This is a genomic window from Pantoea sp. SGAir0175 (assembly GCF_043547855.1).
The window spans coordinates 932,022-947,633 of record NZ_CP028081.1 but is presented as its reverse complement, the minus strand read 5'-3'; the positions used below and the strand labels follow the sequence as shown (position 1 = coordinate 947,633).

Below are 15,612 nucleotides of genomic sequence, written 5' to 3'. Positions count from 1 at the left end.
GATTTACAACAACTTACCCCAGCTCTCCACCCACGGCGTGGTCACTGACTCGGGCTCCGGATTTTCCGTCGCATCCACCAGCAGCACCTCGCCAATACGCTGCGCCTGCTGCTCCTGCAGCGTGGCATCAAAAGTCTTTCCTGCTCCACAGAAATGGTCGTAACTGCTGTCGCCTAAAGCGATCACGCCATAGCGCAGCTCAGGCTGATAGCCCAGCTCATCGCGCACCTGCACATACAGTCGCGCGATATTGTCCGGAAAATCGCCCTGCCCGGTGGTCGAGGTAACAATTAACGCGACCTCTTTGCTGTAAGCCTGCCAGTCGGCCAGTGACGGATCTTCAAACACCTTCACCTCATGCCCCTGCGCTTCCAGCACCGGCTGCGCCTCTTCGGCAACCAGCAGCGCGTTGCCGTACACCGTACCTGTAAAAATGCCAATCTTTGCCATTTTGCCGCTCCTTTATTCTGTCGGCTTATCCTGGACTGCCTCAGCGGCAAACTCAACCCTCGGCACATCGGGCAGTTGCTGCTGCCAGCCAAACGATTGCAGCATCTGCTGCCAGACGCGATCCAGCCCGGCGCGAATCACCAGCGGTTCGCCAGTCACCGGATGCGTTAGCGTCAGCGCACTGGCGTGCAGCATCAGGCGATCCATGCCAAAGTGGGCTGCGGCACCGCGGTTCTGCCGCAGATCGCCGTGCGAGCTGTCACCAATAATCGGATGACGCAGGTGTGCCATATGGCGCCGCAGCTGATGCTTGCGCCCGGTGTGCGGCGACAGCTCAACCAGCGTATAACGTGCGCTGAGGTACTTGCCGATGGCCACCGGCAGTTCTGCCTGCGCCAGCGCGCGATAATCGGTGACCGCCGGCTGTGGCGCGCGCGGTTCCGTGACAAACTTGTCCGCAATTTTATCCAGCTCTTCTACCAGCGGATAATCCAGCGTTGCGCTACCGTCCAGCCAGCCGCGCACCACTGCGTGATAGGTTTTCTGAATCTGATGCTGCTCAAACTGCTGCGCCAGCAGCCGCCCGATTTCGCTGGAGAGCCCCATTAGCAGCACGCCAGACGTGGGACGATCGAGGCGATGCGCGGTAAATACGTGCTGACCAATCTGATCGCGCACCGTCTGCATCACCACCACTTTCTCTTTGCGATCGAGCCAGCTGCGGTGCACCAGCCAGCCCGCCGGTTTATTTACCGCAACCAGCCATGCATCCTGATAAATGATCTCCAGCATCAGGCGTCCGGCGGCGCAAACAGCGCATCAAGCTGGCTGAGCGTCAGCAGCAGCGCTGCATGGCCCGGCGTGGTGGGCGGCAGGGCCATCTCATAATAAGGTGTAACGGCGAAGTTTTGCGGCAGCGCGGCGCCGGCGTCAAGCAGCGCCTGCATGCGCGGCAGCAGGACCCACTGCAGCCATTCGAGCGGCTGCAGGGTATCGAGACAGAAAGGTTGCGTGCTATTAAAGGCTTCCGCCGCCGGGGCGTGCGTCTGCCAGTGGCCGTGTTCGCGCATCACCGCTTCGACCTGCTGCAGCCGCTGAATAATCAGGTGCGTCGACATACGCTACCTCCGCGTCAAAAAGGGGCGGCAAGCATATCATTAGTGGGTGCGCGCGCAAAAACGGCATAAAAAAAGGGAGCACTGTGATTACAGTGCTCCCGGTTCGTTTGCAGCATTCCCGCCACCGCTGTGCTCCCTGCTCATCCTTGACAACTGTTCCTGCGCTTTCCGTCGCCTGTCATCGTGACATTGGTCCTTAGCATCCTGGCCCGCCACATCCCGCGTGGCTCTCATTCTCCATCCTGGAGGTGTCCTTTACTCACTCCGGAGTGTCCCGCTTCATCCTGAAGCCTTCCCTGTGACGTAAACTCCGTTACGTTCCTGCCGCCTGGCTGACATTCTCCTGAACGTCTCTCAATCCGTGGCTTCCTGCCAGTGGTGACTATTCTGGCAGAAACCATCGCAATAACAAGTCAGTAAGCGCTGTTAAACGATTAAGCCATGTCTGTATTTTCGGATTGATGCCATAACTGCATGATTCACAATATTTTTACATTGCGGACTTCCGGAAGTCTGCGCAATGTTCTGGCGATCTCGCACAACAGTTGTGAGAGATCTCTTACAAAGGCTGCGAGAAAAGTCTGCAACTCACGAACTAACCGGTTGTAAAGCATTAAGAAATGTCTGAATATCCACCGCCAGTTTCTGCCGTTTTTTCGTTCCCGGCTGCTCCACAATCACCTCACCGGTCAGATTACACACCGCGATAACATCCTGCTCCGAATCTGTAGTGGCGATAAACAACGTCGGGCTCTGTTTCAGACGGCGCTTCATCACCAGATGACCAATCAGGTTCTCCTGCAGGCGGGTAAAATCGTCCTCGCTCCACACCTGCAGCAGCGTCAGCGGCTGCTGCGCAAACTGCGCATGCATGTCGCCGGCAAATTGCGTGGTATAGAACGTGGTGAGGTCCGGCTGCAGCTGAATATCCAGCGCGCGCTCAACGGCTGCCAGCGAGGCTGGCAGGGTAAAGTCCTGCGGCTGCCACAGGACGCGCTCATCCAATTCACTGATGATGCAGGGCGACGGCACGCCGTACAGCTCTGCGCTGGCGGGAAAATGGCCGTGCTGCTGCTGCCAGTGCGCTACATAACGGGCGGTAAAATCGCGCAGGGCCTCTGCGGTTTGCTGCATCATTCATCTTCTCGCTGGTGATCGGTTACACTGACTCCCTTTGATGGATTTTAGTGGTAACCGTTATGTCTTCTGAAAACCGGGATACGGCGCTGAGCGGCCTGACTTTGGGTAAGCCCACCGCGTATGTTGATCGCTACGATAACACGCTGCTGCAGGCGGTGCCGCGCAGCCTGAATCGTGAGCCGCTCGGGCTTTATCCCGATAACCTGCCGTTCCACGGCGCAGATATCTGGACGCTGTATGAACTCTCCTGGCTAAACAGCAAAGGCGTGCCGCAGGTCGCGGTCGGCGAAGTGGTGCTAAGCGCCGACAGCGTGAATCTGATCGAGTCCAAAAGCTTCAAACTCTATCTTAACAGCTTTAACCAGACGATTTTCGCCGACTGGGGCGCCGTACGGCAAACGCTGGAGCGCGATCTCAGCGCCTGCGCTAACGGCCAGGTCAGCGTGGCGCTGTTTCGCCTGAGCGAAGTGGAAGGTCAGCCGATCGGGCACTTCGCTGGCGATGTCATCGACGAGCAGGATATCACCATCAGCGATTACGGCTTTAACGCTGACTACCTCGCCAGCGCAACGGGCAGCGAAGTGGTTGAAGAGACGCTGGTCAGCCATCTGCTGAAATCGAACTGTCTGATCACCAATCAGCCGGACTGGGGCTCGGTGATGATTCGCTATCAGGGCCCGCGTATCGATCGCGAAGCGCTGCTGCGCTATCTGATTTCGTTCCGCCAGCACAATGAGTTTCACGAGCAGTGCGTCGAGCGTATTTTTAACGATATTCAGCGCTTTTGTCAGCCAGCAGCATTAACCGTCTACGCGCGCTACACGCGGCGCGGCGGGCTGGATATCAATCCGTGGCGAAGCAATGTCCCCTTCACGCCGGGCTACTCCCGCCTGGTGCGCCAGTAACAGATTGCGAGATGTCTCGCAGGCCGCCGCACGGATGCGCGGTTCCACTTGAGCATTCGCGGCCGACAACGGTACTCTGGTACAGGCGCGAGGGCGACAGCGTGCTTACCGAAGGATTTTCGTCACTGCGCTCAACGGGTTAAGCGCAGCGTCATCAGTCACGCATTTGCGTGTAAAGGAGTTCTCTTGATTACACATATCAGCCCGCTTGGCTCAATGGATCTGCTCTCCCAGCTGGAAGTCGACATGCTGAAGCGTACTGCCAGCAGCGATCTCTACCAGCTGTTTCGCAACTGCTCGCTGGCGGTACTCAACTCCGGCAGCCAGACCGACAGTAGCCACGAACTGCTTTCCCGCTTCGAAAACTTTGACATCAACGTGCTGCGCCGCGAGCGCGGCGTGAAACTGGAGCTGATCAACCCGCCGGAAGAGGCGTTTGTTGACGGCCGGATTATCCGTTCGCTGCAGGCGAACCTGTTTGCCGTACTGCGCGACATTCTGTTTGTTAACGGTCAGCTCTCGGCGGCGGATCGTTTACAAAATCAGGACGTCACCGACTCCGCGCACATCACCAATCAGGTGTTCTCTATTCTGCGCAACGCACGCGCGCTGCACGTGGGCGAATATCCCAACACTGTGGTGTGCTGGGGCGGTCACTCCATCAACGCGGTCGAATATCAATATTGCCGCAATGTCGGGACCCAGATGGGCCTGCGCGAACTGAACATCTGTACCGGCTGTGGTCCGGGCGTGATGGAAGCGCCGATGAAAGGGGCAGCGGTAGGCCATGCACAGCAGCGCTATCACGACAGCCGGTTTATCGGCCTGACCGAACCGTCGATCATCGCTGCGGAGCCACCTAACCCGCTGGTGAATGAACTGATCATCATGCCGGATATCGAAAAGCGTCTGGAAGCCTTTGTGCGCATCGCGCACGGCATCGTGATCTTCCCGGGCGGCGTCGGCACGGCAGAAGAGCTGTTGTATCTGCTGGGCATTCTGATGAATCCGCAGAACAGCGACCAGGTCCTGCCGCTGATCCTCACCGGGCCAAAAGAGAGCGCCGATTACTTCCGCGTGCTGGATGATTTCATCGTTAATACGCTGGGTGAAGCCGCGCGCCGGCATTACAAAATCATCATTGATGATGCTGCGGAAGTGGCGCGTCTGATGAAGAAAGCCATGCCGCAGGTGAAAGAGTACCGCCGCGAAACCGGCGATGCCTACAGCTTCAACTGGTCGATTCGCATTGCACCGGATCTGCAGGTGCCGTTCCTGCCGACCCACGAAAATATGGCCAACCTCAAGCTGTTCCCGAATCAGCCAGCGGAAAAACTGGCGGCGGATCTGCGGCGTGCCTTCTCGGGCATCGTGGCCGGTAACGTCAAAGAGATGGGGATCCGCGAAATCCGGGAAAAAGGTCCGTATCAGCTGCAAGGCGATGCCGATCTGATGCACCGCATGGACGAACTGCTGCAGGGCTTCGTCGCGCAGCAGCGCATGAAGCTGCCCGGCAGCGCTTACATCCCCTGCTACGAAATCATCAAATAACCCATCAGGAAGGCAGCCTGCGGGCTGCCGGTATCACTATGTCGCTTCATCTGCTTATTATCGACGCGCTCAATCTGATCCGCCGCCTGCATGCGGTGCAGGGTTCGCCCTGTCGTGAGGCCTGCGTGGCGGCGCTGCATCAGCTGCTGGGCCACACGCGGCCAACGCACGTGGTGGCGGTGTTTGACAGCCATGACCGACAGCCTGGCTGGCGTCATCAGTTATTGCCGGACTACAAAGCGGGTCGCCCGCCGATGCCGGACGATTTACAGCAGGAGATGGCCTCGCTGCAGGCGGCCTTTGAGGCCAGCGGTGTCAGTTGCTGGGTTGCCGAACAGGATGAAGCGGACGATCTGGCCGCGACGCTGGCAGTGAAGATGGCCGACGCCGGTCATCAGGCCACCATCGTTTCCACCGATAAAGGTTACTGCCAGCTGCTGGCACCGAGCATCCGCATCCGCGATTATTTTCAGAAGCGCTGGCTGGACGTGCCGTTTATCGAACAGGAGTTCGGCGTCGCGCCGGCCCAGCTGGCGGATTACTGGGGCTTATGCGGTATCAGCAGCAGCAAAATTCCAGGCGTGCCCGGCATCGGACCGAAAAGCGCACGGGAACTGCTGCTGCAGTTTGGTTCGCTCGAGGCGCTGTATCAGCAGCTGGATCTGCTACCTGAGAAGTGGCAGAAGAAGTTACGCGATCACCGCGCAACCGCCGAGGTGTGCCGACAGGTGTCAACGTTGAAGCGGGATTTGGTGTTGCAGGGGAATTTAAATACGCTGCGGTATCAGGGTCCGGCGCGTCATTGAGGTCGCCATGAATGGTGCCCCTACAGCAGCACGGCAAGCCTGAGCTGTTCAGGCAGGTTTCAGCCCCCTTCCGCAACGATCGCGGGTTTGGTTGCGGCGCAATTTATTGCGCGATGAATGGCGCCGCTACGGATGAGTGCAACTAAGTTCTGCGAAATAATTTGTGCAAGCGCAGGACGACAAGCCCGAGCTGTTCAGGAAAGTTTCAATCCCGCTCATTGCGCGATGAATCGCGCCGCTACGGGCTAGTGCACCTAGTTTCTGCGAAATAATTTGTGCCACCGCAGGACGACAAGCCCGAGCTGTTCAGGCAAGTTATAGCCCCATTCCACACCGGTTGCGGTTTTGGTAGCGGCGCAATTTATTGCGCGATGAATCGCGCCGCTACGGGCTGGTGCACCTAATTTCTGCGAAATAATTTGTGCCACCGCAGGACGGCAAGCCCGAGCTGTTCAGGGAAGTTTCAATCCCGCTCATTGCGCGATGAATCGCGCCGCTACGGGCTAGTGCACCTAGTTTCTGCGAAATAATTTGTGCCACCGCAGGACGACAAGCCCGAGCTGTTCAGGGAAGTTTCAATCCCGCTCATTGCGCGATAAATCGCGCCGCTACGGATGAGTGCAACTAAGTTCTGCGAAATAATTTGTGCTAGCGCAAGGCGGCAAGCCTGGGAGTCCCCGGGAGCATACATTAGTATGTGACCGGGGCGAGCAGGCGCAGCCAACGCCGCGATAGCGCAAAGTATGAAGCAGAACTAGCGTTCGTCGCGCCGTCCGCCGACTGCCGCCCAAATCCGGCGCACATGCACGGTCACTTCTTCGCGGTCGTGATACAGCTGGCGCGCCTGGATCTGCGCGTTTACGCCCTTCTCCTTCAGCGCCGCGTCCATCATTGCCAGATTCTGCGTAACTTCTTCATAGCGCTTTTTCATTGGCAGCTTGAGGTTGAAGATCGCCTCACGGCACCAGCCGTTGACCAGCCATTCGGTCATCAGGCTGGCGACGCGCACCGGTTTTTCCACCATGTCGCACACCAGCCAGCTGATGTTGCTGCGCGGCGGGCGGAATTTGAAACCGTCTTCGCGGCAGTGCGTAACCTGTCCGGTATCCATCAGGCTCGGCGCCATCGGGCCGTTATCCACCGCGTACACCCACATGCTGCGCTTCACCAGCTGATAGGTCCAGCCGCCGGGGCAGGCACCGAGATCGACCGCATACATGCCGCTGCCCAGCCGTTCGTCCCACTCATCGGCCGGCACGAACACGTGGAATGCTTCTTCCAGCTTCAGCGTAGAGCGGCTTGGCGCATCGGCCGGGAACTTCAGGCGCGGAATGCCCATGTAAAACGGCGAGTTGTTGTGCGGCAGCGAATAACCAACGTAGCAGGTGCCCGGCGCGATAAAGAACACATGCACTACCGGACGTTTATTGCTCTCATAATTCAGCAGGATTTTGCTGTCGCGCAGGCTGGCGCGCAGCGGTACCGTCAGCTTGCGGCAAAATTTGGTCAGCTCTTTGGCTTCATTGGTGTCGGGCACTTCAACGCGCAGCTCGCCGCCCTTCTCCACTACGCCGCTCAGCATACCGACGATCGGGGTAATACGATCTTCCGGCGGGAGATCGCGCAGCAGCTCGCCCACCACCAGCATTTGCCGGGCAAAAATCAGCTCCGCGAACGGCAGCGTGGCGATCAGTTTTTCCGCCTCTTCCGGCTGATAACACTCAAACAGCACATAACCGGCGTCATCTTTAACGCGCGGAAAACCATAGATTTCACGTTCCGCTGCTTTGGCACTGATTTCTGCCGCACACTCTTTCTCAAATCCCGGACGGCAATAGAGTAAAACTTTATTCATGGCGATCTGCCTTTCGTTTCAGACGCAGCGCGCCAATCAACATCAAAAACCAGCCAATCAGGAAGCACAGGCCTCCAACCGGCGTAACAAACACCCAAAACTTCAGGTGCGACAGCGCCAGACAATACAGGCTACCGCTGAACAGGACGATACCCAGCGCCATCGCGGCGCTACTCCAGTAAAACCAGATATTGGCGCGACGCAGCATCGCTGCGCCAATACCAATAATCGCCAGCGTATGATACGCCTGATATTCAAGGCCGGTATGGATCCACGCCATCTCGGCCGCGCCGAGCGCTTTGCTCAGCACGTGCGCCCCAAAAGCACCAAACGCCACCAGCAGAAAGCCGCTGATGGCGGCAAATATAAACATGGCACGACTGGACATTCATTTATCCTCAAGGTGAAACCGCACATCACTGTGCGGCAGGCAACGCGTTAGTGATCGTAGCGGAAGCGGAATTTTTCTTGTTCAGTTGCGGCTTTTTCCAGAATCCACTGCCGAAAGGCGGCTATTTTACCCAGTTCTGCCTGGCTGTCATGACAAACCAGATAAAAAGCATTTTTACTCACTAAGACATCGTTGAAAGGACAGACCAGTCGTCCGGCCTCAATTTCACTCTGCGCCATCACGTTATTGGCCAGCGCCACGCCCTGGCCGTGGATCGCCGCCTGCAGCACCATGGCGCTGTGGCTGAAGATCGGCCCCTGCTGAACATTAATGTGCTGCAAGCCCAGCTGACGAATATAGGATTGCCAGTCACGGCGCGAGGCGTCATGCAGCAGCGTGAAATGCGCCAGATCGGCCGGTGATTTGAGCGGATTGTCGCCAGTCAGCAGCAGCGGCGAGCACACCGGCAGCAGATATTCGGCATACAATTTTTCTACCCGCAAACCGGGCCAGTTGCCGCGGCCGTAAAAAATCGCCACGTCGACATCATCGGCCAGCTTCTCCTCATCACGGTCCACCGCCTGGATACGCACATCAATGCCCGGATAAGCCAGATTAAAGCTGGAGAGGCGCGGAACCAGCCACTGAATGGCGAAACTCGGCAACAGGCTGACGGTGAGTGCCCCTTTGGCACTGCGCGCCTGCAGTTTGCGCGTGGCATCGTTCAGTGCCGAAAAAATCTCTTTGATATCGAGATAGTAGCTTTGACCCTCTTCGGTCAGTAACAGCGAACGATTGCGCCGGCGAAACAGCTTGAGACCGAGAAAATCTTCCAGCGATTTAATCTGATGGCTGACAGCCGCCTGGGTGACAAACAGCTCCTCAGCGGCTTTGGTGAAGCTCAAATGACGGGCCGCAGCGTCGAAGACGCGAAGAGCATTAAGCGGCGGAAGGCGTTTTGACATGGTTTTCCGTACCCGGATTGACGGCGTAACACTACAACTTATACAAAGTCGTTACGTATTAGATTTTTTAATCCGAGACATTATAATTTGTCCGTTGAGGAAGCTCCAGCAAATACCTATAGTTGCCGCACTTCCTGAGCCGGAACGAAAAGATTTCTGGAAACGTGCGAGAGATCGCAGACTTTTAGAGAGCTTTTGGCTTGTGGTCGTGATGTTGTGTTTGCATTTTGATCTGACGATTGCAGATCAAACTTTTAATTCCTGTAGATTTACCCTGTCTGTCCATAGTGATTTTAAATAGCACCGCAAATTGCGGTGCTTTTTTTTACCTGCTAACCGGGCTTACTGGCCCATTTCCACCATCTCTTTCACATCTGAGCGGTTAATCTGCTGCTCGTTGCCATTGGCATCTTTATAGCTGATCATACCGGTTTCATCGTCAACTTTTGGTTTGCCATCCGCAACAATGGTGCGACCATCATTGGTATGCATGACGTAGTTGCTGGAACAGGCGGCCAGGGTAAAGGCCATGGTGCACACGGCCAGCACTGCGGCGAGTTTATTCATCTTCTATCTCCTTGCAGATTGATTGCATTAAACCACCCGCGTGCGCTGACCAGTGGCAGCAAACAGAGCGATCGACTGGAACAGACCGATTCGTTATGCGGGTTTCGGTTCAAACCTTGCAATAATTAGCATAACGCGCTTTTCCAGCTTTGCCAGGCCACGGCGTGGCTTTCAGCCTGGTCCTAACATCCAAGTAAGTGAGCTGAGTATGACCCATTTCTCTCCTGGCGAGTTTCGTCAGCAGTTTCCCGCGCTGAGCGATGCGGGTGTCTATCTCGACAGCGCTGCCACCGCGCTGAAGCCGCAGGCGGTGATTGACGCGACCGCGCAGTTTTATTCGCTGAGCGGCGGCACCGTCCACCGCAGCCAGTTCGCCGCTGCCCGCGCGCTGACGGCACAATATGAACAGGCGCGGGCGCGCGTGGCGCACTGGCTGCAGGCGGCGGACGATCGGCAAATCGTCTGGACGCGTGGCACCACGGAAGCCATCAACCTGGTGGCGCACAGCTGGCTGGCGCCGCGCCTGCAGCCGGGCGACGAGATTGTGGTGAGCGAAGCCGAGCACCACGCCAATCTGGTGCCGTGGCTGATGGTGGCGCAGGCCAGCGGTGCGAAAGTGATAAAGTGGCCGCTTGGCGCTGACCGGCGCCCGGATATCGCCCTGCTGCCGCAGCTGCTCAACGCGCGCACCCGTCTGCTGGCGATAGGTCAGATGTCTAACGTGACCGGCGGCTGTCCGGATCTGGCGCAGGCGATTACGCTGGCGCACGGCGTCGGGGCGAAAGTGATGGTGGATGGCGCGCAGGGCGTGGTGCACTGCCCGCCGGATGTGCAGGCGCTGGATATCGACTTCTACGCCTTTTCCGCGCACAAGCTGTATGGTCCGATGGGCACTGGTGTGCTGTACGGCAAAGCGGAGCTGCTGGACGCGATGCCGCCGTGGCAGGGCGGCGGCAAAATGCTGACGCAGGTCGATTTCAGCGGCTTCACGCCGCAGCCGGTGCCGTGGCGCTTTGAAGCAGGCACGCCGAACGTGGCGGGCGTGGTCGGGCTGAGTGCGGCGCTGGACTGGCTGGGGCAGTACGATGCGGAAAAAGCCGAACGCTGGAGCCAGCAGCTGGCCAGCCTTGCCGAAGAACAACTCAGCGCTATTCCCGGCTTCCGCAGTTTCCGCTGCGGCAGCGCCAGCCTGCTGGCGTTTGATATCGCCGGTATTCACCACAGCGATATCGTGACGCTGCTGGCGGAACAGGGCATCGCGCTGCGCGCCGGCCAGCACTGTGCCCAGCCGCTGATGGCGGCGCTTGGCGTCAGCGGCACGCTGCGCGTCTCATTTGCCCCCTATAATAATCTGCAGGACGTGGACGCGCTGGTGCGCGCCATGCACCATGCCGTGGATTTACTGAGTGAGTAACGTAATGACATCAGCCCTGCTTGCCCCCCATCCGTTTGGTGACCTGATTACCGAAGCCAGCCTGACGGAGAAGTTTGCCCATTTTCATCAGTGGGAAGATCGCTACCGCCAGCTGATTCAGCTCAGCCGCCAGCTGCCGGCGCTGCCGGAAGCGCTGAAAACGGCGGAAATTGAGCTCTCCGGCTGCGAAAACCGCGTCTGGCTCAGCAGCCAGCAGCGGGCCGACGGTACGCTGCATTTTTACGGTGACAGCGAGGGACGCATCGTGCGCGGATTGCTGGCGGTGCTGCTGACAGCGGTGGAAGGAAAAACGCCCGCGGCGCTGTTAGCCACAGACCCGCTGGCGCTGTTTGATACCTTAGGGCTGCGCGCGCAGCTGAGCGCCTCGCGCAGCAGTGGTTTACAGGCGCTGGCTGAGGCGGTACAGCGTGCTGCCCGCGCGCATCAGGCAGACTGACGCGCCGCGCGCGCGAGGAATTTTTTCAGCGCGTGCGACACCGCAACAAAACCAAAGGTGGCGGTCACCATGGTGGCCGCACCAAAGCCGGCGGCACAGTCCATGCGCTTTGGCCCTTCCGCCGTGCTACGCGAAGCGCATACGCTGCCGTCCGGCTGCGGATACACCAGCGCCTCGGTAGAGAACACGCAGTCGATCCCCAGTTTACCCTTGCTGTTTTTCACTACGCCAAAATCACTTTTCAGCCGCTCGCGCAGTTTGGCAGCCAGCGGATCCTGAATGGTTTTGGCTAAGTCACTGACCTGAATCTGCGTCGGATCAATCTGTCCGCCGGCGCCACCGGTGGTGATCAGCGGGATCTTATTACGCCGGCACCAGGCAATCAGCGCAGCCTTAGGGCGCACACTATCAATCGCGTCAATCACATAGTCGAACCCCGCAGCCATCAGCTCAGCGGTATTGTCCGGCGTGATAAAGTCATCGATGCAGATCACCTCACACTCCGGATTGATGGCGTGAATACGCTGCGCCATCACCTCAGTTTTCGCCTGACCGACATGCCCCTGCAAGGCATGAATCTGACGGTTGGTATTGGTAATACACACATCGTCCATGTCGATCAGGGTAATTTTACCGATGCCGGTGCGCGCCAGCGCTTCGGCCGCCCAGGAACCGACGCCGCCGATGCCGATGACGCAGAAATGCGCGTCGGCAAAACGCTGCAGTGCTTCCTGCCCGTAGAGACGCGCCGTGCCGCCAAATCGCTGGCGCCAGGCGTCGCTGACAACTTTCATAGCTAACCTTTTAGTACGATGCGCAGACGCGCACCCGACAAACCCAGGGTGCGCAGCCTATCAATTTGCGCCGATAATCAATGAACCATTATTGCCGTTTTGCGGATTGCTGAACAGCGGCTGGCCGGTTCCCGGTGCGGCTTTCAGCACCCAGACGCGGCCATAATGGTTGTAGAAGCCCGCCAGATGCGCCGCATCCGGGCCGACGCCCTGGTAGATATCGAAGTGCTGGCCTTTGATCGCGCCGCCCACGTCCAGCGCGACCATCAGGCGCATCTCATATTTGCCGTTGAATTTGCCCTTCTCATTCAGCTGCGGCACTTCAGCCAGCAGCGCCGTGCCGGCGGGAATCAGTGAACGATCGGACGCCACCGAGGCTTTGGCAATCAGCGGTACCGCGCTGGCACCGCGCACCGGCACATACTCTTCCGGCTTGAAGAACACGAACGACTGGTTGGTTTCCAGTACGTTGCGCACTTCCTGCGGCGAGTGCTCCTGCGCCCACTGCCGAATCGCCTGCATCGACATGTCTTCGCGCTTCACTTCACCGCGATCGATCAGCTCTTTACCAATACTGTGGTAAGCCCAGCCGTTCTTGCCGCCGTAACCGAAGAAACGCAGCGGACGGCCATCGCCGAAATCGACATAGCCGCTGCCCTGCACATCCATCATAAAGTTGTCGATCAGCGAGTTGCTCCAGGCAATCACATAACGCTCATCCAGTGCGCCACTATAGATAGAAGCGCGGCTTGGCAGCTTCTGTCCGCGCGGACGCGGCGGCATGCGATAAATTGGATACTGGAATTCGCCCTGACGGGTATAACGCGCTTCCACCACCGGCGTGTAGTAACCGGTAAACTGTACGTTGCCGTAGCTGTCGGTGCCTTCCATCTGATAGGCGTTCAGGCCGAACTGGCGCAGCTGACGCGTATCGGCGCCGGAGAGCAGCCAGTTCTGAATCGCACTGTAAGTGCCGAGGTTGCGGCCATACAGACCGGACGACGCCGACTGGATCTGCTGCACCTGCAGGCCGAAATCACGGCCATTGACCGGACGCCCTTTGGCGTTCGGCTCATTCACCAGCCCGAGCGGTTGCTCCAGCTTGCCATCAATATATTGCTGACCGCGATCGGTCGGCTTAGAGCTACAACCGGCTAACAGCGCCAGAAATGCGCCAGTAAGTGCATACTTCGCCCAATGTCCTTTCATTACCTTCTCTTTTTAAGCTGGTTGTTTGCACGGCGACGATAGCAAAGGGGCAGACAGAATGAAATCTGCCGCAGGCTAGCGCGCTCACATCTGTATAATAAATCGCCCAATGGCCAAATAATTCAGCAACTGTTTGTCTATTTAGCGCTTGAACGCAAAAAAGGGGTTGCATCATCATACGCCCGGTGTATAGTGCGCATCCACGGACGCGGGGTGGAGCAGCCTGGTAGCTCGTCGGGCTCATAACCCGAAGGTCGTCGGTTCAAATCCGGCCCCCGCAACCAATTCTTCGTGATGAAGAGACAATGTGGCAAGTCGCTAAGCGCGACAGACGGACGCGGGGTGGAGCAGCCTGGTAGCTCGTCGGGCTCATAACCCGAAGGTCGTCGGTTCGAATCCGGCCCCCGCAACCAATTGTCTTAACGAAGAATACAATTTGCAAAGTCGCTCAGTGCGACAGACGGACGCGGGGTGGAGCAGCCTGGTAGCTCGTCGGGCTCATAACCCGAAGGTCGTCGGTTCGAATCCGGCCCCCGCAACCACTTCTTCTGACGAAGAACATCACAACACCCTGACGGGTGTTTTTTTGTTTCTGCGCCCGGTAAAAAAGCGGCATCGCTGCCGCCCAGCCCTAACGCCGTGCCAGCACGCCGCCTTTGTCAAAATACGCCTTAATACCGTGCAGAATGGCTTCCGCCACCTGATGCTGATAGCGCGGGGTACGCAGCTTCCGCTCCTCTTCGACGTTACTGATAAACGCCGTTTCCACCAGAATCGACGGGATATCCGGCGCTTTCAGCACCGCAAAGCCGGCCTGATCCACCGTGCGTTTATGCAGGTGGTTAATGTGGCCCATGCGCGTCAGCACTTCTTTGCCAAACTTCAGACTGTCGCTGATGGTCTGCCGCTGCACCATATCGAACATGGTGTGGTCGAGATAGCGATCGCCGCTCATGCTGACCCCGCCAATCAAATCCGCTTCGTTCTGCGTCTGGGCGAGAAAGCGCGCGGCGGCCGAGGTTGCGCCGCTGGTGGAGAGCGCGAAGACCGAAGAGCCGCGCGCCGCCCGGCTGGTAAAAGCATCGGCGTGAATCGAGACAAACAGATCGGCGCGCTGCTTGCGCGCTTTCGCGACCCGCACGCGCAGCGGTATAAACACATCTTCGTTGCGCGTCATGTAAGCCTTCATATTACGTTCTTTGTCGATCAGCGCTTTCAGATAGCGTCCAATCTTCAGCACGATATCTTTCTCGCGCGTTTTGTACTTGCCGTGCGCGCCGGGATCTTCTCCGCCGTGACCGGGATCGATCATGATAATAATCGGTCGATCGCGCCCGGCTTTACCCGGTAGCGGCGCCTGCGCCGGTTGATCGCGCTCCAGTTCGCCCTGGTTGTAATCCTTCAGTAACGCCAGCAGCGGATCCTCTTCCTGTGACGACTGGCTGGGATAGAGATCGACCACCAGCCGGTGGCGAATACCCGCGACCGGATCGAGGGTGAAGGTTTTCGGTGCCACGCTGCGCTTCAGCTCCAGCACCACGCGCACCGTGGTGGGATCGAACTGACCGACGCGCGCGGTTTTAATGTAGGGATCGTCCACCCGCACCAGCTTATCAATGCCTTTCAGCGCGCTGTTGATATGCAGGTTCTGGATATCGATCACCAGCCGTTCGGGATTGCTCAGCGTGAACTGCTTATAGTGCAGCGCGACGTTGGATTCCAGCGTCACGCGCGAGTAAGTCGAGGATGGCCAGATGCGCACGGCCACAATGTGCTGACTGGCCGCAAAACCGCTGCGCGTCACGCTCAGCAACCACAGCGCACCTGCGCCCTGTAAAAGTCGTCTTCGGGTAAAAGCTTCGGACATGCCGCTCCAGCTACTGTGTTATGTCTAAAAAATCGTCAGTTGACGAGCAGAAGGCGAAAACTTTATTCAATGAGGAATGTCTTGTCTTGCCGGAAAAACCAGATAATGCAGTCTGTTAGCGTG

At 58.0% G+C, this 15,612-nt stretch carries 16 protein-coding genes and 3 tRNA genes; 8 read left to right on the top strand and 11 right to left on the bottom strand.

What is annotated here, in order from left to right; translation table 11 throughout:
• Positions 1 to 3 precede the first annotated feature (3 nt).
• From C1N56_RS04195 to syd, 4 genes are all read right to left on the bottom strand, one after another.
• Positions 4 to 450, bottom strand: coding sequence for a flavodoxin (locus tag C1N56_RS04195; protein WP_021507375.1), 447 nt, complete (start codon positions 448 to 450; stop codon positions 4 to 6).
• 12 nt (positions 451 to 462) lie between these two features.
• Positions 463 to 1,242: a tRNA pseudouridine(65) synthase TruC gene (gene truC, locus C1N56_RS04190; protein WP_088516885.1), complete on the bottom strand. Its 780-nt coding sequence runs from the start codon at positions 1,240 to 1,242 to the stop codon at positions 463 to 465.
• A complete protein-coding gene (locus tag C1N56_RS04185; protein WP_058771608.1) occupies positions 1,242 to 1,568 on the bottom strand; it encodes a YqcC family protein in 327 nt (108 codons plus the stop codon). Before C1N56_RS04185 ends, truC begins: the two co-directional genes overlap by 1 nt.
• Positions 1,569 to 2,156: 588 nt before the next feature.
• Positions 2,157 to 2,705 carry a SecY-interacting protein gene (gene syd, locus C1N56_RS04180; RefSeq protein ID WP_059010890.1) on the bottom strand — a complete coding sequence of 183 codons (549 nt, stop codon included), beginning with the start codon at positions 2,703 to 2,705 and terminating at the stop codon, positions 2,157 to 2,159.
• Positions 2,706 to 2,767: 62 nt separating this feature from the next.
• On the opposite strand from syd, the gene queF reads away from it, so the two are divergent.
• The 3 genes from queF to xni all read left to right on the top strand — a co-directional run bounded on the left by queF (position 2,768) and on the right by xni (position 5,970).
• Positions 2,768 to 3,613, top strand: coding sequence for an NADPH-dependent 7-cyano-7-deazaguanine reductase QueF (gene queF / locus C1N56_RS04175; RefSeq protein WP_058757052.1), 846 nt, complete (start codon positions 2,768 to 2,770; stop codon positions 3,611 to 3,613).
• 186 nt (positions 3,614 to 3,799) lie between these two features.
• On the top strand, positions 3,800 to 5,164 hold the full coding sequence (gene ppnN / locus C1N56_RS04170) for a nucleotide 5'-monophosphate nucleosidase PpnN (RefSeq protein ID WP_021507381.1): 1,365 nt from the start codon (positions 3,800 to 3,802) through the stop codon (positions 5,162 to 5,164).
• 38 nt (positions 5,165 to 5,202) lie between these two features.
• The gene (gene xni, locus C1N56_RS04165; RefSeq protein WP_394517157.1) at positions 5,203 to 5,970 is read left to right on the top strand and encodes a flap endonuclease Xni; all 768 of its coding nucleotides are present in this window, start codon (positions 5,203 to 5,205) and stop codon (positions 5,968 to 5,970) included.
• A gap of 754 nt (positions 5,971 to 6,724) precedes the next feature.
• Here xni and rlmM read toward each other — a convergent pair.
• From rlmM to C1N56_RS04145, 4 genes are all read right to left on the bottom strand, one after another.
• Positions 6,725 to 7,825: a 23S rRNA (cytidine(2498)-2'-O)-methyltransferase RlmM gene (gene rlmM / locus C1N56_RS04160; protein WP_021507383.1), complete on the bottom strand. Its 1,101-nt coding sequence runs from the start codon at positions 7,823 to 7,825 to the stop codon at positions 6,725 to 6,727.
• Entirely contained in the window at positions 7,818 to 8,213 is a 396-nt protein-coding gene (locus C1N56_RS04155; RefSeq protein ID WP_021507384.1) for a DUF423 domain-containing protein, read from the bottom strand. The genes rlmM and C1N56_RS04155 overlap by 8 nt, the downstream gene beginning before the upstream one ends.
• A 50-nt stretch (positions 8,214 to 8,263) precedes the next feature.
• Positions 8,264 to 9,181: a transcriptional regulator GcvA gene (locus C1N56_RS04150; protein WP_010616414.1), complete on the bottom strand. Its 918-nt coding sequence runs from the start codon at positions 9,179 to 9,181 to the stop codon at positions 8,264 to 8,266.
• A gap of 342 nt (positions 9,182 to 9,523) precedes the next feature.
• A complete protein-coding gene (locus tag C1N56_RS04145) occupies positions 9,524 to 9,748 on the bottom strand; it encodes a YgdI/YgdR family lipoprotein (protein ID WP_010616412.1) in 225 nt (74 codons plus the stop codon).
• Positions 9,749 to 9,956: 208 nt separating this feature from the next.
• Between C1N56_RS04145 and csdA the strand changes: the two genes are divergently transcribed.
• Entirely contained in the window at positions 9,957 to 11,162 is a 1,206-nt protein-coding gene (gene csdA, locus C1N56_RS04140; RefSeq protein ID WP_104093651.1) for a cysteine desulfurase CsdA, read from the top strand.
• Positions 11,163 to 11,166: 4 nt separating this feature from the next.
• On the top strand, positions 11,167 to 11,619 hold the full coding sequence (gene csdE / locus C1N56_RS04135; RefSeq protein WP_021507386.1) for a cysteine desulfurase sulfur acceptor subunit CsdE: 453 nt from the start codon (positions 11,167 to 11,169) through the stop codon (positions 11,617 to 11,619).
• Here csdE and tcdA read toward each other — a convergent pair.
• Together tcdA and mltA are read right to left on the bottom strand one after the other, a co-directional pair.
• Positions 11,607 to 12,413, bottom strand: coding sequence for a tRNA cyclic N6-threonylcarbamoyladenosine(37) synthase TcdA (gene tcdA / locus C1N56_RS04130; RefSeq protein ID WP_021507387.1), 807 nt, complete (start codon positions 12,411 to 12,413; stop codon positions 11,607 to 11,609). The two genes, csdE and tcdA, sit on opposite strands and share 13 nt — an antisense overlap.
• A gap of 60 nt (positions 12,414 to 12,473) precedes the next feature.
• The gene (gene mltA, locus C1N56_RS04125) at positions 12,474 to 13,622 is read right to left on the bottom strand and encodes a murein transglycosylase A (protein WP_021507388.1); all 1,149 of its coding nucleotides are present in this window, start codon (positions 13,620 to 13,622) and stop codon (positions 12,474 to 12,476) included.
• 207 nt (positions 13,623 to 13,829) lie between these two features.
• Between mltA and C1N56_RS04120 the strand changes: the two genes are divergently transcribed.
• From C1N56_RS04120 to C1N56_RS04110, 3 genes are all read left to right on the top strand, one after another.
• Positions 13,830 to 13,906, top strand: a tRNA-Met gene (locus C1N56_RS04120).
• Positions 13,907 to 13,958: 52 nt separating this feature from the next.
• Positions 13,959 to 14,035: transfer RNA gene (locus C1N56_RS04115), tRNA-Met, on the top strand.
• A 52-nt stretch (positions 14,036 to 14,087) separates the two neighbouring features.
• A tRNA-Met gene (locus C1N56_RS04110) sits at positions 14,088 to 14,164 on the top strand.
• 89 nt (positions 14,165 to 14,253) lie between these two features.
• Here the strand turns inward: C1N56_RS04110 and amiC are convergent.
• Entirely contained in the window at positions 14,254 to 15,489 is a 1,236-nt protein-coding gene (gene amiC, locus C1N56_RS04105) for an N-acetylmuramoyl-L-alanine amidase AmiC (RefSeq protein ID WP_031279511.1), read from the bottom strand.
• Positions 15,490 to 15,612: the final 123 nt, after the last annotated feature.